Below are 21615 nucleotides of genomic sequence, written 5' to 3'. Positions count from 1 at the left end.
TTGGTTGGGCGGTGGTCGTCGTGGTCGGCGATACGGCAGGCGGGTCGGCTACTGCGGGCGGTGGTGTCGCCACGGGCGGCGGCCCCGTTTCAACTGCTGCTGGCGCCCGGAACGTCTGCGGCATCAGTTGGCCGGCTTCAGTTTGCTGATGGCGCGGTAGACCGAGCCTTGCTGGCGAATGATGACGACTTCGGAGCCCTCGGGCATCACGGTCTCACCGTCCTCCGGCTCGATCAGCAGGTAATGCGTCTTTCCGTGAATGTCGGTCAGCTTGGCCTCGGCGGGCGCACCGGGTCCGGCAACCCCGCGAAAAACCGTAGCCACCCGGCCGACAAAGGCTTTGGTGCTGACCGCCTCGGTCTCTTCCTTGGGCATGATGCGCGCGATGGCGAGACCGACATGACGGGTGACGAACACCGCGCCGATCGCCGCCGGAATACTGGCAAGCCAGGGATCGAGTGCGAAGCCCAACACCTGCCGCAGCGCCTCCTGCAGGGCAAAGCCGCATAGTCCGAAACTGGCAGTGAGGAGAATGAGCACGACAAGTGCCGGCAGCCTGCCGAAGCTCAGCCAGCTCAACGATTGGCTGAGCGGCCCGAGTTCGACATCGGGAATATCGGTATCGAGATCGGGCAGGGCGCTGTCGACCATGGCCGACGGTTGCGTACCCAGCAGCAGTCCCAGCAACTCGATAGCCGCAATGGCAAGCGTCACCCCGATGGCCACTGCGAAAGGCGCGGTCTCGCTAGCAAACACGTCCATTCGGCTAGCCTCCCGCTGGTCGATTGGGCCTGGTTGTCCGGGTTGCGGACTGTCAATCACAATATTGTGGCTCAGCCGGTCCCGGTCAAGTTAAGTGCCTGTTAATCGGCGGGGGCCATCCGCAGCTGTCTGGTATTCCCGGCCAGCATCACCAGTCCGCCGACAACGGCAAAGCCGGCGGCCGCCACCAGCAGCAGCTGATAGTCGCCGCCCGCACTCAACACGCCAAAAACTGCGGCACCCGCCAGTGTCGCGCTGATCCCAACCACATCCATCAGGGAGGTGGACAGGCCTACGCGGCCTTTGATCGCGTCCTGCATGTAGCTGATGGTCACCGACAGCAAGGCCGCGGCGGCAATGCCGTTGATGGCCTGCAGCAGGAACACATCCATGACCGAGCGGGCCTGCGACACCAGCAGGATATAGACGCCGAGCAGCAGACCATTGCCGATGATGATGGCCTCGCGCGTCAGCCAGCGCCCGAGGTAACCCCACATCAGCATGAACGGAATTTCGAGTGCCGCCGCGATGCCGGCATATATGCCGACATCGCCTACGGTGCCACCCAGCCGCGTCACGATCGATAGCGGCATGGCGAGCCCCACCAGCCGCATCGCGATGTTGATGATCAGGATACCCACCAGCCCCGCAATAATGGGCGTCGGCAAAAAGCCGCGCATGCCTGTCGCGTCCCGGGCGGCGATGGGCGCGGCAGCGATCCGGGTAGCGGGATCTGTCATCATCGCGGCAAAAATCACGCCACAGGCCAGATAGGCCAGGGCCGACAGCAGGAACACGTCGAAGACCGAATATAGCGCGGCGATATAGCCAGCCAGCGGTGGCACGATGACCCACGCCACCGAGAAGACGGTGCGCAGCGCAGTGATCATGAAGTGGGCCCGCTCCGGCGCGCGCGCATTGTAGTAGACCCGCACATAGGCGAAGTTCTGCGAGAACATGGCAAAGCCGAACGGCCAGATCACCGTGATCGCCACGATGAAGGCCATTTGGGACCGGCCGAAATAGACCAGCCCCATGCCTGTCGCGCCGGCAACCGCCGCCATAAGCACCAGGATGCGGCGGTCGGGAAGGCGATCCGAGGCGTAGCCGATGAACATGGTGACCAGCGCGCCCACCAGCGAACTGATCGACACCATCGCTGCGTAATGTTCGTTGCTGAGGCCGAGCGTCTCAATGCCGACAATTGCGCCATATGGCATGGTCGCCGCAAAGGTGACGCCCGAGCAGAAAACGCTCGCGCCAAGCATTGCCGTGACCGGCATCCGTGTCGACTGGCCCATGATCCCCTCCCAAGGGCCAGCATGCTTATGGAGCGACGGCGAGTCGGTCCAGTCAGACGGGCTCGGCCTGCTTGCGACCGGCAGCAATCTGTTGCGCCAGCAGCGCAATATCGTCCGCGAATTTGTCCGCTGCCTGTTCGCTGTTTTCCGACCAATGCCCGAACTTGCGCAGCAGCGGCATGAAGACCGCCAGGTCTTCGGCAGTCCAGCTGCTGAGGAAATCGCCCATGATCAGGAACTTGTAGGCGCGCACTGCCTCGACGATCGTTCGCCCGGCATCGGTCAGCTCGATAATCGTTCGCCTTGCGTCAGCCTGGCTGACCGCCCGTCTTGCATAGCCTAACTCGACCATTTCGCTGACCACGCGGCTGGCGCGCGATGGGTCGATGTTCAGCCGCTCCGCCACTGTGGCCACCATGGTCTCGGTACCGAGGGTTTCGCCAAACTCGCCCACCGGCGCCTCGATGGCGACCAGTACGTCATATTGCGCCAGGTCGATGCCGATCTTGAGGTCGACCAGCGCACGGTGCCCCAGTTCGCGCTTCATCGCCCGCCGTCGCCAGTTCTGCAGCAGAGCATCTATGCCGATCACGGCGTCGGCCGTTTCTTCCGCAATCCCCGCCTTGCGGAGCAGGGTGTTGATGTCGATGTTTCCCGGCCGGTTCATGGCAGTTCTCATATTTTCGCATGCTCACAGCAATTGCGTGCCATTGACATGCAATTGCTGTGGGCAGATATATGCCGCAATAATTCATGCCGCAAGTGGGCGCGACTCCCTGCTCCCCTTGTTCAAAGGATCAACCAATGTCGCACCCTGCACAATCCGCTGCCAGCACTGGCGAGCCACAGGCCCAGTCGGTGGGGCTCATCATCGGCGCGGTGGCGGTGACGCTGCTTCTGGCCTCGCTTGGCCAGACCATCGTTTCCACCGCGCTTCCGACCATCGTCAGTGAATTGGGTGGCCTGGACCACCTGACCTGGGTGGTCATTGCCTACCTCCTCAGTTCCACCGTCGTGGCGCCCATCTATGGCAAGCTCGGCGATCTCTACGGTCGCAAGATCGTTCTGCAGGCGGCCATTGTCATCTTCCTTGCTGGGGCAGGACTGTCTGCCTTCGCCAATTCCATGAACTTCCTTATCTTCGCCCGCATCGTTCAAGGGCTGGGCGGCGGCGGCCTCATGGTCGTGGCCATGACTGTGGTGGCCGACGTCATTCCCCCGCGCCAGCGCGGCAAGATCCAGGGCATTTTCGGCGCCGTCTTTGGTGTCGCCACGGTGGTGGGGCCGTTGCTGGGTGGTTTCATCGTCGAGCACCTGAGCTGGCACTGGATTTTCATCATCAACCTGCCGCTGGGCGTGCTGGCGCTTGCCGTCATTGGCTTTGCGCTCAAGCCAAGGGCCACCCGCGTCGCCCACAAGGTCGACTATATGGGCTTTGCCCTGCTCACGACGGCCCTGTCGGCCTTCGTGCTGGCCACCAGCCTGGGTGGCAATACCTTCCCATGGCTGTCGGCACAGATCCTGGGCCTCGTGGCCCTGTCCGTCGCTGCCCTCGGGGCCTTCATCTGGGTCGAAACCCGGGCCGCCGAGCCGGTACTGCCGCTGCAACTGTTCGCCAACAACACCTTCCTGGTCACCAATGCCGTGGGCTTCCTGGTCGGCATGGCGATGTTCGGCTCGATCACCTTCCTGCCCATGTACCTGCAAATCGCCAAGGGCGTGTCGCCCACCAATTCAGCCTTCCAGCTGTTGCCTATGATGGTCGGCCTGATCGGCGCTTCCACGCTGTCGGGTTTCGTCATGAGCAGGACCGGGCGCTACCGCGTCCTCCCGGTCCTCGCTACCGCGATCCTGTTCGTCGGCCTGCTGTTGCTCGGCATCATGCAGCTCGACACGCCAGACTGGCAGATCGCGCTCTACATGTTCATCGTCGGCATCGGCATTGGCCCGGTCAACAGCGTCAGTGTCACCGCCACGCAGAACGCGGTGCCGCGCGCGCTGGTCGGTGTCGCCACCGCCGGCACGACGCTGTTCCGCCAGATCGGAGGTTCGATCGGCGTCTCGGTCTTTGGCGCGATCTTCTCGACCGGCCTGGCCAGCCAGCTTGGCGACGCGGCGCCATCCGGTGGCGGTTCATTCAACGCGCAGGCTATCCAGGCGCTGCCCGAAACGGTGCGCGCCCAGGTGCTCGATGGCTTCGCTGCCGCACTGCATCCGGTGTTCCTCACCGCTGCAGGAGCCGCGATCATCGCCTTCGGTCTATCGCTGTTGCTCCGCGAGATCCCATTGGCGACGACGCTGCGCAAGGAGCCGGAGGCCGAGCTCGCCGCAGAGGAAAATGCCACTGCCGCGGCAGTTGGCGCCCCGAGCTGATCCTGGCGTTCCGGGCCACTCCAGTGGCCCGGAAGGCTCCATGCTGTCCAATTGCCGTGGCGTACCAGTTACTTGGAACGGTCATCTGAATCGCGCCGCCATCGCCTTGAATCGCCACGCGAAGCGTTTGAATCAAAATCTCAACCCGCGGTACCTGTTGCAAAAATGCTGAGGTTCCACTTGAAGGCGGTGCACTCCCAAAATTGTTAATGGTCAAATCAGACAAGCTTGGTAGATTCCGCTTGTATATGCCGATCTAGCGTCGCCGGCCCCCAGAATTGTTGGAGAGCAGATAGTGCCCTTGCGCTGGCAGGAAGTGGCTGTGCCACTATTCGTGATCGTTTCGCTGATCGTGCTGAAATACATTCCCTTCACCGCCGGCCTGCCGCTGGCCCGCGCAGCCGGCGTGGTAGCGTTCGGCTACGCCGCCTTTCTGGCCCTCCGCCTGGTGCAGAGCGAGGAAGCCGTGAGTGTGGATGGCTGGTCCGAGCTGCGGCCGTCGATGGTCGAATATTTCGCCTGCTATGGTGCGGCCGCGCTCGCCGTCGTTTTGATGAGCGCCATCATCGTCATCGGCGGCACCAAGCATGTGGAAGCGGCGCAGATGATCGCCACCTTCATCGCCTCGGTCATGTTGGGGGCAGGGGCCCTCGCGATCGGGCTGGGCGGCCTGTTCACGCGCGTGCGCTGGAACAACACCCTCCTCGAACACCGCAGTGCCCTGGGTCGTGAAACCAAGATCGCCTGGTCCGACGTCCGCGCCGTCCGTCCCAATTGGCGCGGTGTGACGATCGCCACCCACGACGCCCAGCGCGTTACCTTCTCGCAGTTCCATTCCGGCGCAGCCCAACTGGCCATCCATGCCACCAACCGCGCCCGCCGCAACGCAGAAACCTCGACCAAGGCCTTTGCCACGCTCTAGGCGGCGGTTGCAGTTAAGAAAAAAGGGTCCCGGGACGATATCCCGGGACCCTTTGCATTTTGGCGGTTTTGACGCTTGAGTCGATCATTCCGCCGGTGCGTGGCTCGGGAATGTGGCCGCCGAGGTCGGGCGCACGGCGGCATGTTCGGCCCGCCACACCCGGTGCACCAGATAGGCCTGAACCAGCAGCAGGCCAAGCTCGCAGACCCAGAGCACGGCCACCAAGCCTGGGACGCCGTGGAAAATGGCATTGAGCATGGCGATCGAGAATAACGTACGGACCGCTACGTCGGTCAGCCCGTTGGCCCAGCTGGGATTGATCAGGCGCAAGACCGCCCAGATCGAGATCAGCGAGCCCAGGAAATTGATGAACATCATCGCCAGCGGCGAAAGTTCGCCCACCTGGCCGCCAAGTCCAACGGCACCGTTAACCGTATCGAGGACCATGAGATAGACACTGGCGACACCGGGCAGGGCCAGCGGCAGGCAGGTGACAAGATCGTAAATGGCGCTGGTTTTGACCGCGCGCGCGAGCTGAACATTGAGATCGGACATCGACATTCCCCTCAAAGCAATGACGCAAGCAATCTACATCTTTACGATTGGTTTACCATAACGAGATCTTAAACGTCGTTAAGATCTCGGCTAGGGAACCAAGCCCGGCATTCATTGGGCTGATGGCCACCATCAACCCAATTCAATTGAGCCCGAGCCCGCGGTTCGTTACCTTGGGCCCATGAACCAGCCCGTCGTCATCCGCACTGCCCGTTCGGTCTGCCCGCACGATTGTCCCTCCGCCTGCGCGCTGGACGTCGACATCATCGACGGCAGTACCATCGGTCGCGTGCGCGGCGCCAAGGACGATCCCTATACCGCCAGCGTGATCTGCGAGAAGGTCGCCCGCTACGCCGAACGGGTGCATCACCCACACCGCCTTATGCATCCCTTGCGCCGCACCGGCCCCAAGGGCAGCGGCCAGTTCGAACGCATCAGCTGGGACGAGGCGCTCGACGAAATCGCTGCGCGGTTCAGCCAGGTTGAGGCCGAACACGGCGCCGAAGCCATCTGGCCCTACTACTATGCCGGCACCATGGGCCATGTGCATCGCGACGGCATCGACCGCCTGCGCGCCGCCAAGGGCTATTCGCGTCAATACGATACCATCTGCACGGGCACATCCTGGCCCGGTTACATCGCCGGCACCGGCATGCTGGGCGGGGTCAATCCCGAACAGATGGCCGAGAGCGATTGCGTGGTGATCTGGGGCACCAACGCTGTGCATACGCAGGTCAACGTCATGACCCACGCCATGCGCGCCAAGAAGGAGCGCGGCGCCAAGGTTGTCGTCATCGACATCTACGAGACCGCCACCATGGCCCAGGCCGATCTGGGCCTGGTGGTCCGCCCCGGGACCGATGGCGCGCTTGCCGTTGCCGTCATGCATGTACTGCTGCGGGACAACCTCGCCGACCGCGCCTATATGGCAAAATACACCGACTTCGGGCCCGACTTCGAAGCCCACCTCGCCGCGCGTACGCCGCAATGGGCCGCCGACATCACCGGCCTGACCGTCGAACAGATCACGGCATTCGCCCATCTGGTCGGCACCACGCCGCGATCCTATTTCCGCATGGGCTATGGCTTCACCCGCCAGCGCAACGGCGCCACCGCCATGCATGCCGCCATGTGTATTCCGGCCATGACCGGCGCCTGGCAGCACCGCGGCGGCGGCGCGCTCCATTCCAATTCGGGCACCTGGCAGCTCGACAAGTCCGCCATCACGGGCGCTGCGCTGCAAAAAGGCGAGCCGCGTTGGCTCGACATGTCCGAAATCGGCCCGATCCTGACTGGCGACGCCAGGGCGCTTAAGGGTGGCGGTCCGGTCAAGGCCATGATTGTGCAGAATACCAATCCGGCCTCGGTCGCCCCCGACCAGACGCTGACCCACCGGGGACTGGCGCGGGACGACCTGTTCCTGGTTGTGCACGAGCAGTTCATGACCGAGACGGCCGACTTCGCCGATATCGTCCTGCCGGCCACCATGTTTCTCGAGCACAATGACTATTATACCCGCGGCGGCCACGTCCGGGTGCTCTATGGTCCCGCCGTTATCGACCGTCCTGGAGAGACCCGCTCAAACCACGAGGTGATCAACGCCCTGGCCTTGCGCCTCGGGCTCGACGACAACACGTTCAAGACCATCGACCGTGATGTCGTTGCGGAGACCTTCCGTCGCTCCGGTTATCCACCCCTCGAAAACGTGGAGAAGACAGGCTTCGTCGATCGCGAACGCCCCGACGCCGTGGCCCGCTTTGCCGAGGGTTTTGCCTGGCCTGACAAGCGCTTTCGCTTCGCGCCCAATTGGCAGGATGTCGCCGACAAGAAGGGTTACATCTGGACTTGCGACCCTGCGGACATGCCGCGCTTCGCCGATCATTGGGCCATCACCGAAGCCACCGATGCCGAGCATCCCTTCCGCCTCGCCACCAGCCCGGCCCGAGCCTTCCTCAATTCGAGCTTCAACGAGACACCCGGCAGCCAGAAGCGCGAGGGCGTCCCTTCGGTCTTCATCCATCCTGACGACGCGGCCCGCCTGGGCATCCAGGACGGCCAGTTCGTGAGCGTCGGCAATCGACGGGGCAGCGTGGACCTCACGGCGCGCATCCGCTCCGGCCTGCCCACGGGGGTCCTCATCGCCGAGGGCCTGCACCAGAACAAGGCACACAGAGGCGGCAGGGGCATCAATACGCTCACCAACGCCACCCCGGCGCCTCCTTTCGGCGGCGCAGCTTTCCATGATGCCGCGGTGTGGATTCGGCGGGCCGACTAGCTAGGCCACGTAGGCGCCCCAGAAGAAATACCCCGTCATCACCACGCCATAGACAATGACGGCCGTCCTTATCCAGGGCGTGGGTATGCGGTGCGCATTGCGGGCGGCCAGGTAGCCGCCGACCACCACCCCCGCCAGTGCGATCGAGCCGTGATACCAGTCGATCGACCCGCTGAGCGCAAAGCGCGCCACGGCCACCAGCGCCACGATGCTCGACACATAGAGCTTGAGCCCGTTCATGGCGTGAATGTCGCTCATCCCCGCGGTGGCGAGAAAGGCCAGTAGGAGGATGCCCAACCCGGCATTGAAGAAGCCGCCATAGACGCAGACGCCAGCCAGAAACGCCATCAGCAGAACGGTGCCTGCCAGCTTCATGCCGCGTCCGCCGCCGCTGCGTGCCGCGACGAAGCTGTTGAGCTGGTTGCCGAAGATGAACAACAGCACGGCAAAAGCCATGAGCCATGGCACGACGAGGGAAAACAGCTCGTCGCTGACAACCAGCAGCAGTTCGGCGCCGACATAGCCAAAGACGGCCGCCATGATGCCGTAGAGCACCAGGCGATCCTTGTATTTTGCCATGGCGTGCCAATAGCCGAAGGCGCCGCTGGCGTAGCCCGGTAGGGCGGCATAGGTGTTGGATGCATTGGCGACGACGGGGGGCACGCCGACAAACAGCAGCGCCGGAAAGACGATGAACGACCCGCCACCTGCCAGCGAATTGACGGCGCCCCCAAGCAGGCCGGCAATCAACAGGAACAGCGTTTCCAACATCGTGAATTCCCCAACCGCAGTGTCGTCCCGGCGAAGCCGAAATCCATCAGGCCATAGCCCGCACCGGCCGCGTCGCCTAACGTTTTTCTCTCATCGGACCATCACGGCGATTGATCGCATGCCGGCCATGCCGTTGACAAAGCCGGGCGCGGCGCGCATATCGCCCGCCAGGTCGCTGGCACCTGCCGCTCGCCGGAAGCAATTCCGATGGTGAAGTCCAGTCTCCGAGCAAACGAACCACCGGTTCTTCCTTGCTAGGCGCATCATGGCAATGCGGGCTCCCATGGAACAGTCGCCTCATTGCAATGAGAGACCTATCATGTCGTTTTCGCTCGACACCCCATCCGCCCAGACCCTGAAATCCGAGGCCAAGGCGCTGCGACAGCAACGCGCTGCCCTCGGCGAGACACTGTCCCACGGCGCCGCCCTAGAACAGGTGGCACGCGCCCATGGCTACCGTGATTGGAACACCGCTAGGGCCGCCCTGCCGGAACGCGTGGCCGTGCCTTTCCAGGTGGGCCAGCGCGTCAAGGGCCTCTACCTCGATCAGCCCTTTACCGGCATGCTCATCGGCGTTCAGCTTCTGAGCGATATGGCGCACTATACGGTCACCGTCGTGTTCCATACGCCGGTCAATGTCACGCCCAACCTGATGTTCGCTGCCTACCGGCACCGCGTCGTCTCGACTGTGGACATCCACGGCTTCTCCTCCGCCCTGCGCGGCAACGGCAATCCGCAGATGGTCCTGCAGCGGGCATAAGTGTGGCGCGGCTTGGCCAGGGAGGGCAGGGCACCAATTAGTTGCCTTGCCCTCCATCGTAAAGCGCCGATATAAGTCGTGTCCCACCCACCCACACGGAACCGGCAAATGACCACCCAGACCAAGCCGATCGATGCTTATTCGCTGCCCACACCCAACGGGCAGAAGATCCACATCATTCTCGAAGAGCTCGGCGTGCCGTGGAACTATCACCGCATCGATATCGGCAAGGGCGATCAGTTCAAACCCGAATTCCTGGCCATTTCGCCCAACAACAAGATCCCGGCCATCGTCGATCCCGAGGGCCCTGGCGGACAGCCCATCTCGATCTTCGAATCCGGTGCCATCCTCAAATATCTCGGCCTCAAGTTCGGCCAGTTCTATCCTACCGACCCGCGGCAGCAGGTGGCGGTCGACGAATGGCTGTTCTGGCAGGTCGGCGGCTTCGGCCCAATGCTGGGCCAGAACAATCACTTCAGCGTCTATGCGCCCGAGAAGATCCCCTACGCCATCAAGCGCTACAGCGACGAAACCCATCGCCTGTTCCGCGTGCTGAACACCCGCCTCGAAGGTCGTGACTACATTGCCGGCGATTATTCCATCGCCGATATCGCGGCGATCGGTTGGGCACAGTCCTGGGAGCGCTACGGCATATCCAAGCAGGAATTTCCCAATTTCGGCGCCTGGATCGAGCGTCTCAATGCCCGTCCGGCCGTCGAGCGCGGTCTTAACTGGGGCAAGGACGTGCAGTCCAAGCCGCTCAACGAAGACAAGGAAGCCCAGAAGGTGCTGTTCAACCAGCGCTGACTATTGGCCCTGGACGGGTTCGGGAATGACCCGGACCCAGTCCTGACCCTGGCAGATCAGGTTATAGAGCACGCATCCGTTGAGCCGCATCTGATCAGGCCCGATCATCTCCACATAGCCCGAGTAGATATTGCCATCCTGCGGGTTGTAGATCTGCCCGTCATAGATGTTGGGTTTGGTACTGGGCAGCAGCGTCAGGATCTGCAAGCCCAGCATCGGCCGGCTCCGCAGGGCAGGGTCAGGGTTGCGAACGTCAGTGAAGCTCTCCACCGCCATGGCCTGCGCGGCGGCATATTCCTCTTCCGTCAGGCCCTCGCGGGGCACAACGATCTTGCTCAGTGTGCCGCAGAACCCTTCCGGACACAGCGCGATCGTCACTTCCGACAATTCCTGCGTCTGCCAGATCCCTTCGATGAGATCAGGGATGCGGTTGGGATCAATCGCCGCCTCCTGCGCTGTCGCCGGAGCGGCCAACAGCAGCAATGCAGCGACTTTACCAAGCTTCCAGCGCCCGTTGGCCATGCGTCTCACCTGCTTGAGGGACCGATCATGATTCGATCTGTCCGATGATCTAGCCGTCAAATCCTGCTGTCATAAAGCAAATATCGCAACAATCAGGCCGCGCCGTGGCCCCGTCCAAAAACCGCTTGCCATCCCAACCCCCGCCCGCTATCCACCCCCTGCCGGAGAGGTGGCCGAGTGGTCGAAGGCACGCCCCTGCTAAGGGCGCAGATGGTGATGAACTGTCTCGAGGGTTCGAATCCCTTCCTCTCCGCCATTTCTGACCCGCTGCTGCATGGCCCCGATGCCCGATCCCAGCGATAGAGCCAAGCCGATCATCGTCTTCGATGCGATGTGCGTCCTCTGCTCGGCCAATGCACAATTCGTCCTCAAGCATGACCGGCGTGATCACTTCTTGCTGGCATCCATGCAGGGTGAGGTGGGCAGCGCGATCTACCGAAAATTCGGCATCGACCCGATCGCCCCCGACACCATAGTGGTAGTAACCGGGGACCACGCGCTGCGCGACAGCGATGCCGTTCTTTCCATATACGAAGGCCTGGTTGGCCTTGGCGGGCACTGTCGGCGCTGAGGATCATTCCGCGGGGCTTGCGCGACCCCGCCTATCGGCTGATCGCCCGAAACCGCTACCGGATCTTCGGCAAGCGCGAGACCTGCTGGTTGCCAACCCCGGAACAGGCTGCGCGGGTGTTGTGAGGCCTTCGCGTCACTTTGCCCACTTCAGCCTGAACGACCGAGGCGGCTAACCTGTCGATTGGGGGCTGGCCGGCCGCCGCGCCATCCGCATCGTTTGGGAGATCGCCTGCATGAGCCGACCCCACGTTCTCATCGTCGGCGCCTCCGGCGTCTTTGGCTCGCGCCTGGCACGCCTGCTCGCCGGCCGAAAAGCCTTTCGGGTGACGCTTGCAGGCCGCGCGCCACACAAGGCTGCCTCTCTACAGTCTGAACTGCGCAGCATCGACCCCGATGGTGACTACCATACGGCTATGCTCGATCGCGACGGTGTGACGGCTCAGGAGCTCCGGGCACTGGATTGCCAGGTGGTCGTCGATTGCTCAGGCCCGTTCCAACTGATGGGGGCAAATCTCATCGAGGCCGCGATCGGAGCGCCCTGTCACTACGTCGACCTGGCTGACTCGCGGTCCTTCGTGGCCGGCATCGGGCGCTTCGATGCGGCATCCCGCAAGGCCGGCGTTTCCGTAATCGCCGGAGCCAGTTCGTCGCCCTGCCTCAGCAATGCGGTCCTCGACCACCTGGTTGGCGATTGGATGAGCATCGATACGATCGACTGCGTCATCGTCCCCGGCAACCAGACACCGAAAGGCAAGTCGGTGATATCCGGCATCCTGAGCTGGGTTGGCCAGCCCGTCAGGCTGTTTTGCGAGGGGGAGTGGCAGGCACGGGCAGGATGGAGCGGCGCGCGGACGATTGCGATCGACGGTGTGTCGCCGCGCCGGGCAATGCTCGCCGAAGTCCCTGATCTGGACATAATCCCGGCCCGTTTCTCGCCGCGGGTCAGGGCAGGATTTGACGCCGGCATGGAACTGCCGGTGCTCAACGCGTTGATCGGCCTGGCCGGACTCGCCGTGCGGCTGGGCCTGGTAAAATCCGCGCGTGCGTTCTTGGCCCTGGGCAACCTGATTGCCAATGCGCTCGACCGATTTGGCAGCCAGCAGGGCGGCATGCTGGTGGAAGTGGTCGGTCTGGACCGGTCCGGTAAACCGGCTTGCGCCACCTGGCAACTGAAGGCCAGCGATGGACATGGGCCCTATGTGCCCATCGGACCCGCCGCGGCGCTGATCGAACACCTCGTGCTGTCCAAGCAAGTTGCCAGCGGCGCCGGCAGCGCGGCCGGGCGCGTCGCGCTCGAAGCGATCCTGCCCTGGTATGCCAGCCTGAGCATCCAGACCCGGCAGGACGTGGCAAGCGCTGGCCCCGCACTCTTTGCTGGGCTATTGGGCGACACTTTCGGAGACATGCCTGAGGTGACGCAGCGGCTACATCGCGGCTGGCCGGCTGTTATTGGTAAGGGCAGTGCAACGGTCGAGCCGGCGACCACGCTGCCAGCGCGTGTGCTCGCCAGGATTTTCGGGTTGCCGGCGACAACCGGTGATCTGCCGCTGGAGGTCGTCATCGAAAGCCGCGACGGCTTGGAACACTGGACGCGGCGCTTTGGTGCTCACCGGATGCGCTCGGTCATGCGTGCGCAAGGCGACTTGCTGGTGGAACGGTTCGGCCCGGTCTCGATCGCCATGCGGCTCGTCGGGACAGCTGATGGCCTCGACATGCGCCCTGTCGAGGGTTGGCTCGTCGGGATACCCCTGCCGCGTTTCCTTCTTCCATCCGTCGTGGCCCGGGAAACTGTAGCCAACGGTCGCCACGTGTTCGAGGTCGACATCGGCCTGCCACTCATCGGAAGGCTCGTCGCCTATCGCGGCACCCTCGACGTCTGAGCGCCGACCGCTAGGCTGTCCTCGCCAGAGCGCGACCTCGCCCGGATCCTGGCATAATAATCACGGCAGCCGCTGGGCCACGTCGTGCCTAGTAGCGAAACTGCTCGCTCAAAACCCGCTCTTCGAGGCTCGTGCCCGGATCAAACAACAGCGTGACGCCCCGGCTGCGATCTTCGCGCACCGTCACCTCGAGCACATTCTGGAATTCGACATTGTCGGCCACGGCGCTGACCGGGCGCTTGGCAGCCTCGCGGGTGATGAATTTCACCACCGCGCGGTTGGAGAGAATGGCCCCACGCCAGCGGCGGGGGCGGAAGGGGGAGATGGGTGTCAGTGCCAGCAACGGCGCTTCGATCGGAAGGATCGGGCCGTGTGCCGATAGATTGTAGGCAGTCGACCCGGCTGGCGTCGACAGCAGGGCGCCGTCGCAGATCAACTCCTCCAGTCGCGTCTCGCCATCCACGATGATCTGGATCTTGGCGGCCTGGTAGGTCGATCGGAACAACGAAACTTCGTTGAGCGCCAACGCCGTTTCGGCCTTGCCGGATGTGTCCAGCACTTCCATCGAAAGGGGATAGATGCGCGTGCGCTGCACCGATTGCAGGCGGCGCTCCAGGTCGTCCTCGGAGAAGGCATTCATCATGAATCCGACCGACCCGAAATTCATACCGTAGACCGGTGTGTCGAGCGGCATGACCCGGTGCAGCGTCTGCAGCATCAGCCCGTCGCCGCCCAGGGCGACGACCACGTCGCAGCTTTCGAGCGGGTGGAATCCGTAACGCGACGACAGGCGGCGAGCGGCGGCGTCGGCTTCGACCGTACCATTGGTGACGAAGGCAATGCGGGAATTGGCTGAACTGCCCAAGGTCGTCTCCAAACTCGATCGCGCTTGCCTAGCACGGGGAACCCGAAGGAGCCAGCGCATGTCCGCAAGGGCGGCGATCGGTACAATTAGCGTGGAATTTGAGCCGAATTGGCTCGCCCGTTTCAACGGTCCAGCCGGCGACGACCCCTATTGAGCGGGGCACAGCCGGGACCGGAATTCTGGCAATTGAATAAAATTGTACCGAATTTTCGAATTCGGCAGCAATCGGCTGCGTGCATTTTGGTGCCATCAACTCATCGGGGATGGCTTAAATGAATACCAAGTTTGCAGCAGTCGTGACTGGCCTGACAATGGCCGCCACTTTGTTCTCAGCCGGCGGCGCTGCCGCCTACACCAACCCGGCAGCGGTCTCCAGCCATGGCCTGGTGACCCAGTATGCCGCAATCACACCGCTGTCGCTGCAGTTCTTCTGCGCGCAGAACAAGAGTGAATGCGCCAGCAGTGGTCGCGGGCAGGTCACCATGTCGCCCAACCTGATGGCCGTGCTCAAGCAGGTCAACAGCCACGTCAATCGCTCGATCCGCCCGGAGCGCGATACGGCTGACGTGTGGGAGCTCAACCCGACCAGCGGCGATTGCGAGGATTATGTGCTGTCCAAGCGCAGCGCCCTCATCCGCCAGGGTGTCTCGTCAGGTGCCTTGCGCATTGCCTACACCCATACGCGCCGCGGCGAACCGCACGCTGTGCTGGTTGTCCGCACCAGCGAGGGCGATTACGTCCTGGACAACCTGACCAACAGCGTGAAGACGCTCCGCGCTTCGGGATACAATATTCGCTCGATGTCCTCGCCGAACCCGACCCGTTGGGTTGCCGGCTAAGCAGGGCGCAACAAGTATCGAAGGGGCTCCGCGCAAGTGTCGCGGAGCCCCTTTGGCTATGCATCAATGCACTCTTGCCATGCTTGCAACGCATGGAACAAACGAACAGCGAGCCAATTCGAGTCAAATTCATCTTATTTTGCATATGCTTAGCCATCGCGGACCTCTGGAAATTTACCAATTCAACGCTTGGCGCTTGTCCGGCTGGTAAACGACATCTAAACAAAACATTGACCGTTCGGCTCAATACATCTACGAAACGAGCCGCGGCGTAATTTGTGAGGAATTTTAGATGCGTAAGCTGATCACGACTTTGGCGATGACTGGCGTGCTCGGCCTGGGGGCGACGTCCGTCACCTCTGCTGCTCCGGTCCCGGGTTATGAGGGGTTGTACAACGCCGTTGCAGTGGCTTGCAGCCTCCCGTCCGAAGATACGGCGGCCGATCTCGCCGCCTGCGAAGCCGCCATCAATGCCTATGCCGCCGCGCTGGTGGCCAATGTCGACATTTCCGTCGCGAACAAGTCCTTCCAGGAACTGCGCGCCGAGGTGTTTACGGCCAACGAGCCCGACGAGGAATTCCAGGCCGACGTCGACGCCCTGTTCGAGCTGCTGCTGCCTGAATCCGGCGCCCTGGCCCCGGCTGCCAGCCCGACCATTCCTGGCTAATAGGCCCTGTTGGGTTCTGACATTTTGCCCGACCTCTTCGGAGGTCGGGCTTTTGTCTTTGCTGCTCCCATAAAAATACTAGCTTCCGATATTGAATGACTGGCCTAGGCAAGTAATTGCCCGCGTAGGGTCTGCCTTTGCGGCTTTGGCCTGATTGTCGATTTTGTGGACTGACCTAACGCCGCTCGACAACGACAAGCCTTTGAAAAAAATGGCGAATTAACGGCACTTGAAGGTTGCGCACGACGCAGGCAAGCCATGCAAAATCGCCGCGCTACTGCACGCCGTGCGACCTGAAAATGCTCGCGGACGGTCAAAAAGCCCCACGGAGGCCGTATTTCCGCCCCCTCGGCATAGCAAAAGCGCCGGGTCGGCCGGCTCTGCATTAACTGCAATGCTAGGTCCCAAGTTTTTGGGTGTTGGAATTAGTTTATTATTTGATAACCTTGTTTCTGCGGCAAGTGAGGCCCTTCGGGGTCAGTGTCAGGCGAGTTTCCAATGAACGATCTCAACACGCTTAAGGACGTACGTTTTGCAGCGGCAGATATCGACTTGGCTGGCGCGCTCGGTGGCGACCTCGAGTCTCGCATCCGCTCGCGCGCCGAACGTGTCAGCTGGCAGAATGGCCTTGGCATGCGCCTGCCGCGCCGCGGCGAGCCGCTGTTCGTCCCATCGGCGCGCCGCACGCGCCACCTGATTGCCAAGCGCGCTTTCGATATCCTGGCCTCTGCCGGGGCTCTCCTGGCGCTGCTTCCGTTCTTCATCATTCTTGCCGTGCTGATCAAGACCACAAGCAAGGGCCCGGTGCTGTTCCGCCAGGAGCGGGAAGGGCGCTGGGGCAAGCCGTTCATGGCCTACAAGTTCCGCTCGATGAAGGTCGAGGAGTGCGATCTGTCGGGTGTTGCCCAGACGGTCAAGGACGATCCCCGCGTGACTGCGATCGGCCGGTTGATCCGCCGCACGAGCATCGACGAATTGCCCCAGCTGCTCAATGTGCTGATGGGCGACATGTCCCTGGTTGGCCCGCGCCCGCATGTGTCCGGCATGCTTGCCGGCGGCATGGGCTACAAGGAACTCGTCCCCTATTACGACCAGCGGCTCGAAATGCTGCCGGGCCTGACCGGCTGGGCCCAGGTCAATGGCCTGCGCGGTCCGACTGAACGTGCGGACCGGGCCCGGGCGCGCATCGACCACGATCTCGCTTACATTCAGAATTTCTCGTTCTGGCTGGACCTCTACATCATTGGTCAGACCATCCGGCACGAATTCGTCGGTGGCTCGGGCCACTGACCGCCCGGCCCGGCACGAGGGCGGCATAGTCATCGATTGGCAATAGTTGCGTGAGACAAGCTTTGCCTCTCGCTGATGTTGGACGCCGTAATGAAACTGAAGCAACTTGACGTCGCGGACGTTGTCGAAATCACGCCCGCCCGTCATGGCGATGATCGAGGATACTTCTCCGAGACCTTCAGGGACGATTGGTTCCGCGCCAATGTAGCCGACATGACTTTCGTGCAGGAAAACCAGTCGCTCAGCCGCGCGGTTGGCGTGGTTCGGGGGCTGCACTTCCAGAGCCAGCCGGCAGCTCAAGGCAAGCTGGTACGATGTGTGGCGGGAGCGATCTTCGACGTGGCGGTGGATATCCGCCGCGGCTCACCGACCTTCGGCAAATGGGTGGCAGCCACGCTGACAGCCGATGAAGGCAACCAGCTGTGGGTTCCCGTCGGTTTTCTCCATGGCTTTTGTACTCTGGCGCCTGACACGATCGTCTCTTACAAGGTGACCAGCTACTACGATCGTTCCAGCGACAAGGGAGTGGCCTGGAACGACCCTGATATCGGCGTCGCCTGGCCCGAGCTGGCGGACCCGGAGACTCTTTCGCCCAAGGACCGTCAGCAGCCCTCGCTTCGTGAACTGCCGGCCTATTTCGATTTCGCTGCGGCGGAGAACTGAGAATGCGCGTCATCGTAACCGGCGGCGCCGGCTTCATCGGATCGGCTCTGGTCCGCCACCTGGTGCTTGAGAAGGGCTATGATGTCCTTACCATCGACAAGCTGACCTATGCCGGAAACCTGGCATCGCTCACCACGGTCGAAGGCAAGACGAACCACCGTTTCCTCAAGGCGGACATTTGTGATCGCCAGGCGATGAACGGGGCCTTTTCGAGCTTCCGCCCGGATCGCGTCATGCATCTGGCCGCCGAAAGCCATGTCGACCGCTCGATCACCGGCGCCGAAGATTTCATCCAGACCAATGTGATGGGGACGTTCACCCTGCTCGAGGCAGCACGCGCCCATTATGGCACCCTCGACGAAGCGTCCCGGCAGCGGTTCCGCTTTCTGCATGTGTCCACCGACGAGGTCTATGGCTCGCTTGGCGACGAGGGGCTGTTCACCGAACAGACGCCCTATGACCCGAGCTCGCCCTATTCGGCCTCCAAGGCCGCGTCGGATCATCTGGCCAAGGCCTGGGCGCGCACCTATGGGCTGCCGGTCGTGGTGTCGAACTGCTCCAATAATTACGGGCCCTATCACTTCCCCGAAAAACTCATTCCACTGACCATTCTCAACGCCCTTGAAGGCAAGAGCCTGCCGGTGTACGGCAAAGGGGAGAATGTGCGGGACTGGCTCTATGTCGAAGATCATGCCCGCGCCCTGGACCTCATCATCGAGCGCGGCCGGATCGGCGAGACCTACAATGTGGGCGGCCGCAACGAGCGGAAGAACATCGATGTAGTACGTCGTATCTGCGCTTTGCTCGACCACCGTCGTCCGGAAGCGGCGCCGCGCGAGGGACTGATCCGCTTTGTGACCGATCGTCCGGGCCATGATGCCCGTTATGCGATTGATGCGACCAAGCTGGAAACCGAACTGGGCTGGAAGGCGCGCGAGACCTTCGAAACCGGTATCGAGCGCACAGTGGACTGGTACCTCGATAACCAGTGGTGGTGGTCGCCCCTGCGGCAGAGCTATGCCGGCGAGCGGCTGGGCATGCTCCCCACGGCGACAAAGGCAGCCGAATAATGCGGCTGGCGGTCACGGGCAAGACTGGGCAGGTGGTCACGGCGCTGCTCGAGCGCGGTGAAGCCATGGGCGCTGAGATCGTTGCCCTGGGCCGGCCTGAGATTGATCTCAGCCTTGACCGGTCGGTGCTGGACACCCTGGCGGCCGCTTCACCCGATGTCATCGTTTCGGCGGCGGCCTACACGGCCGTCGATAAGGCTGAAACCGAAGCCGACCGCGCCGAGGCGGTCAATGCGCGCGGCCCCGGACTCGTTGCTGAGGCGGCGGCGGCGTTGAACGTGCCGGTCATCCACCTGTCGACCGACTATGTCTTTGACGGGAGCAAACCGTCACCCTATGTCGAGACCGATGCCACCCGCCCGCTGGGCGTCTATGGCCGCACCAAGCTGGCCGGCGAAACTGCAGTCGCTGCCGCCACGCCCAACCATGTAATCCTGCGCACCGCCTGGGTCTATTCCCCCTTCGGCCAGAATTTTCTCAAGACCATGCTGCGGCTTGCTGCGGACCGGCCCGAATTGCGCGTGGTCGACGACCAGCGCGGCAACCCCACCTCTGCGCTCGATATTGCCGATGCCGTGCTGGTCATCGCCCGCAACCTGTTCGATCGCCCTGACGATGCCGCATTGCGCGGCGTGTTCCACCTGGCGGGCACCGGTGAAGCAAGCTGGGCCGATTTTGCCACCGAAATTTTCGCTGCGTCGGCAGCGCTGGGCGGCCCCTCCGCCGGCGTGTCCCGCATCACGACTGCGGACTATGCCACCCCGGCACGGCGCCCGGCCAATTCGCGCCTGTCGACCGCCCGGCTGCAGCAGGTTCACGGCGTGACCATGCCGCACTGGACCACGTCGACCCGCTCGGTTGTGGAACGCCTTGTGGCCGCCACAGCATGAGCGCTCAGTCCAACAGTATCGCGTAGGAGACGAGACGGATGAAAGGCATAATCCTGGCGGGTGGCAGCGGCACACGGCTGCATCCCATCACCTCGGCAGTCTCCAAGCAGCTGATGCCTGTCTATGACAAGCCGATGATCTATTATCCGCTGACAACGCTCATGTTGGCCGGCATCACCGAAATACTGATCATTACCACGCCGCACGACAACGAGAATTTCAAGCGTCTGCTTGGCGATGGCTCGCGTTGGGGGATTTCCATTGACTATGCGGTGCAGGATGCCCCGAACGGCCTGGCCGAGGCTTTCATCATCGGCGCCGATTTCGTCGCCGGTGGTCCATCCGCACTGGTGCTGGGCGACAACATCTTTTATGGCCACGGCCTGCCGCAATTGATGCGGGGCGGGGCGGGGCGCGCTACCGGGGCTTCTGTCTTTGCCTATCATGTCACCGATCCGCAGCGTTACGGCGTGGTCGAGTTCGACAGCCAGATGCGAGCCATCAGCATCGAGGAAAAGCCGGCGGCGCCCCGATCGAACTGGGCTGTGACAGGCCTCTACTTCTATGATCAGCAGGTCGTCGACATCGCCGCTAACCTCAAGCCGTCACCCCGCGGCGAGCTCGAGATTACCGATGTCAACCGCACCTATCTCGAACGCGGCCAGCTCTCGGTCGAACTGATGGGCCGCGGTTACGCCTGGCTCGATACCGGCACCCCAGATAGCCTGCTCGAAGCCGCCCAATTCGTCGCCACCTTGGAAAAACGCCAGGGCTTCAAGATCGCCAGCCCCGAAGAGGTGGCGTACCGCATGGGCTATATCGGCGAACGCCAACTCGAAAAACTCGCCGAAGAGCTCAAGAAGAGCACATACGGCCAGTATCTATTTGGTGTGCTCAAGTGAGTTTGGAACGCGTCGGCCCGCCCTATCGTCGCTTCATGGGGGTCGACTTCGTCGACTTGGAGCGCGCTGGCATCCGCGATCTTGTTCTGCGTGCCTCCGGGCAGGGCTACGGCTATCTGGTGACACCCAATGTCGATGACCTCGTCAAGACGTTGGGCGGGCGCCTTGCGCCACACCAATCGGCGGCATTTCTCGCCGCCGACTACAAGATCTGCGACAGCAAGGTGTTGGCATTGCTGTCGCGACTGGTTGGATCGCCGCTCGCGCAATATCCTGGTTCCGATCTGGTGCGGGATCTGCTTGGTGATCCGGCCTTCGAGGACGTGACCATCGGCGTAATCGGGCCGTCGGCCGCCGAATTTTCCGGGCTCGCACGGCTCTATCCCGCCCGCAGGTTGGTTTTCGTGGAAGCGCCGATGCCGCTTACACCGGGAACCGACGATTGGAACCGTTGCATCCACGATCTGCTGGAGGCCGACTGGGGCATCGCCCTGATCTGTTTGCCTCTGCCGCGGCAGCAGCTTATCGCTGCGGAACTGCGATCCAGAGGGCGCGCTCACGGCATAGCAATGTGCGTCGGTGCCAGTGTGGATTTCCTTTCCGGCAAACAGCACCGCGCGCCTGAATGGATGCAGGCTGTGAGCCTCGAGTGGCTTTATCGCCTGCTGACAAATCCCCGGCGCCTGTGGCGGCGATACCTGGTCGAAGGGCCTGCAATATTTCCGCTATTCTTTGCGCGGGAAATCTTGCCGCGTCTCAGAAAGCAGTAGAGCTGGCGCGTCCACCTAAAGGAAATTGCGCGATTAACACTAACGGCAAGTTCCGGTGTCACGCTCACATGATTGACATGCAAAGAAGGCAATTGAAGTTGGGCGGGCGATACAGTCTTGTGGCCGCGAACCATCTTGTTCCCTGTAGTCACCCGGGG

21 protein-coding genes, 1 tRNA gene and 1 pseudogene are annotated in these 21615 nt (G+C 62.5%); 16 read left to right on the top strand and 7 right to left on the bottom strand.

The annotated features are described in order from the left end of the window. Window positions 1-123: 123 nt before the first annotated feature. From JI749_RS14020 to JI749_RS14010, 3 genes are all read right to left on the bottom strand, one after another. Complete coding sequence (locus JI749_RS14020; protein WP_201655118.1) at window positions 124-762, bottom strand: YqiJ family protein; 639 nt, start codon at window positions 760-762, stop codon at window positions 124-126. Window positions 763-863: 101 nt separating this feature from the next. Then, window positions 864-2063: an MFS transporter gene (locus JI749_RS14015; RefSeq protein ID WP_201655115.1), complete on the bottom strand. Its 1200-nt coding sequence runs from the start codon at window positions 2061-2063 to the stop codon at window positions 864-866. A 52-nt stretch (window positions 2064-2115) separates the two neighbouring features. Continuing rightward, the gene (locus JI749_RS14010; RefSeq protein ID WP_201655112.1) at window positions 2116-2730 is read right to left on the bottom strand and encodes a MarR family winged helix-turn-helix transcriptional regulator; all 615 of its coding nucleotides are present in this window, start codon (window positions 2728-2730) and stop codon (window positions 2116-2118) included. Window positions 2731-2867: 137 nt separating this feature from the next. Here JI749_RS14010 and JI749_RS14005 point away from each other — a divergent pair, with 137 nt between their 5' ends. Together JI749_RS14005 and JI749_RS14000 are read left to right on the top strand one after the other, a co-directional pair. After that, window positions 2868-4436, top strand: coding sequence for an MDR family MFS transporter (locus tag JI749_RS14005; RefSeq protein WP_201655109.1), 1569 nt, complete (start codon window positions 2868-2870; stop codon window positions 4434-4436). A gap of 295 nt (window positions 4437-4731) precedes the next feature. Then, window positions 4732-5358, top strand: coding sequence for a hypothetical protein (locus JI749_RS14000; RefSeq protein WP_201655106.1), 627 nt, complete (start codon window positions 4732-4734; stop codon window positions 5356-5358). Window positions 5359-5442: 84 nt separating this feature from the next. Here the strand turns inward: JI749_RS14000 and JI749_RS13995 are convergent, their stop codons facing one another. Then, window positions 5443-5913 carry a hypothetical protein gene (locus tag JI749_RS13995; RefSeq protein WP_201655103.1) on the bottom strand — a complete coding sequence of 157 codons (471 nt, stop codon included), beginning with the start codon at window positions 5911-5913 and terminating at the stop codon, window positions 5443-5445. 181 nt (window positions 5914-6094) lie between these two features. On the opposite strand from JI749_RS13995, the gene JI749_RS13990 reads away from it, so the two are divergent. Further along, entirely contained in the window at window positions 6095-8188 is a 2094-nt protein-coding gene (locus JI749_RS13990; protein ID WP_201655100.1) for a molybdopterin-containing oxidoreductase family protein, read from the top strand. Here JI749_RS13990 and JI749_RS13985 read toward each other — a convergent pair whose 3' ends face one another. Further along, a complete protein-coding gene (locus JI749_RS13985; RefSeq protein WP_201655097.1) occupies window positions 8189-8959 on the bottom strand; it encodes a sulfite exporter TauE/SafE family protein in 771 nt (256 codons plus the stop codon). It abuts the gene before it with no gap. A 319-nt stretch (window positions 8960-9278) separates the two neighbouring features. Between JI749_RS13985 and JI749_RS13980 the strand changes: the two genes are divergently transcribed. Continuing rightward, the gene (locus JI749_RS13980; RefSeq protein WP_201655094.1) at window positions 9279-9719 is read left to right on the top strand and encodes a glyoxalase superfamily protein; all 441 of its coding nucleotides are present in this window, start codon (window positions 9279-9281) and stop codon (window positions 9717-9719) included. A 108-nt stretch (window positions 9720-9827) separates the two neighbouring features. Then, window positions 9828-10526 carry a glutathione S-transferase N-terminal domain-containing protein gene (locus JI749_RS13975; protein ID WP_201655091.1) on the top strand — a complete coding sequence of 233 codons (699 nt, stop codon included), beginning with the start codon at window positions 9828-9830 and terminating at the stop codon, window positions 10524-10526. Here the strand turns inward: JI749_RS13975 and JI749_RS13970 are convergent, their stop codons facing one another. Continuing rightward, complete coding sequence (locus JI749_RS13970; protein ID WP_201655088.1) at window positions 10527-11048, bottom strand: DUF2147 domain-containing protein; 522 nt, start codon at window positions 11046-11048, stop codon at window positions 10527-10529. Between the two features lie 163 nt (window positions 11049-11211). Between JI749_RS13970 and JI749_RS13965 the strand changes: the two genes are divergently transcribed. The 3 genes and pseudogenes from JI749_RS13965 to JI749_RS13955 all read left to right on the top strand — a co-directional run bounded on the left by JI749_RS13965 (window position 11212) and on the right by JI749_RS13955 (window position 13501). Beyond that, a tRNA-Ser gene (locus tag JI749_RS13965) sits at window positions 11212-11304 on the top strand. Between the two features lie 18 nt (window positions 11305-11322). After that, a pseudogene (locus tag JI749_RS13960) lies at window positions 11323-11744 on the top strand (thiol-disulfide oxidoreductase DCC family protein). 110 nt (window positions 11745-11854) lie between these two features. Next, a complete protein-coding gene (locus JI749_RS13955; RefSeq protein ID WP_201655085.1) occupies window positions 11855-13501 on the top strand; it encodes an SDR family oxidoreductase in 1647 nt (548 codons plus the stop codon). An 88-nt stretch (window positions 13502-13589) separates the two neighbouring features. Here JI749_RS13955 and JI749_RS13950 read toward each other — a convergent pair whose 3' ends face one another. Further along, the gene (locus JI749_RS13950) at window positions 13590-14366 is read right to left on the bottom strand and encodes an NAD kinase (RefSeq protein ID WP_233280766.1); all 777 of its coding nucleotides are present in this window, start codon (window positions 14364-14366) and stop codon (window positions 13590-13592) included. Window positions 14367-14638: 272 nt separating this feature from the next. On the opposite strand from JI749_RS13950, the gene JI749_RS13945 reads away from it, so the two are divergent. From JI749_RS13945 to JI749_RS13910, 8 genes are all read left to right on the top strand, one after another. Further along, window positions 14639-15205, top strand: coding sequence for a transglutaminase-like cysteine peptidase (locus tag JI749_RS13945; RefSeq protein ID WP_201655079.1), 567 nt, complete (start codon window positions 14639-14641; stop codon window positions 15203-15205). Between the two features lie 292 nt (window positions 15206-15497). Further along, window positions 15498-15872 carry a hypothetical protein gene (locus JI749_RS13940; protein ID WP_201655076.1) on the top strand — a complete coding sequence of 125 codons (375 nt, stop codon included), beginning with the start codon at window positions 15498-15500 and terminating at the stop codon, window positions 15870-15872. 498 nt (window positions 15873-16370) lie between these two features. After that, window positions 16371-17162: a sugar transferase gene (locus JI749_RS13935; protein ID WP_233280765.1), complete on the top strand. Its 792-nt coding sequence runs from the start codon at window positions 16371-16373 to the stop codon at window positions 17160-17162. Window positions 17163-17252: 90 nt separating this feature from the next. Continuing rightward, entirely contained in the window at window positions 17253-17825 is a 573-nt protein-coding gene (rfbC, locus tag JI749_RS13930) for a dTDP-4-dehydrorhamnose 3,5-epimerase (RefSeq protein WP_201655073.1), read from the top strand. Window positions 17826-17827: 2 nt separating this feature from the next. Continuing rightward, window positions 17828-18895, top strand: a complete 1068-nt coding sequence (gene rfbB / locus JI749_RS13925; protein ID WP_201655070.1) for a dTDP-glucose 4,6-dehydratase — start codon at window positions 17828-17830, stop codon at window positions 18893-18895. Beyond that, entirely contained in the window at window positions 18895-19785 is an 891-nt protein-coding gene (gene rfbD / locus JI749_RS13920; RefSeq protein ID WP_201655067.1) for a dTDP-4-dehydrorhamnose reductase, read from the top strand. Before rfbB ends, rfbD begins: the two co-directional genes overlap by 1 nt. A gap of 38 nt (window positions 19786-19823) precedes the next feature. Then, window positions 19824-20687: a glucose-1-phosphate thymidylyltransferase RfbA gene (gene rfbA / locus JI749_RS13915; protein WP_201655064.1), complete on the top strand. Its 864-nt coding sequence runs from the start codon at window positions 19824-19826 to the stop codon at window positions 20685-20687. Then, the gene (locus tag JI749_RS13910) at window positions 20684-21457 is read left to right on the top strand and encodes a WecB/TagA/CpsF family glycosyltransferase (RefSeq protein WP_201655061.1); all 774 of its coding nucleotides are present in this window, start codon (window positions 20684-20686) and stop codon (window positions 21455-21457) included. The genes rfbA and JI749_RS13910 overlap by 4 nt, the downstream gene beginning before the upstream one ends. The last annotated feature ends 158 nt before the right edge of the window (window positions 21458-21615 follow it).

It is taken from the genome of Devosia oryziradicis (assembly GCF_016698645.1).
Lineage (GTDB): Bacteria > Pseudomonadota > Alphaproteobacteria > Rhizobiales > Devosiaceae > Devosia > Devosia oryziradicis.
The sequence above is the reverse complement of the archived record's forward strand: the minus strand, read 5'-3'. Positions and strand labels throughout refer to the sequence as shown.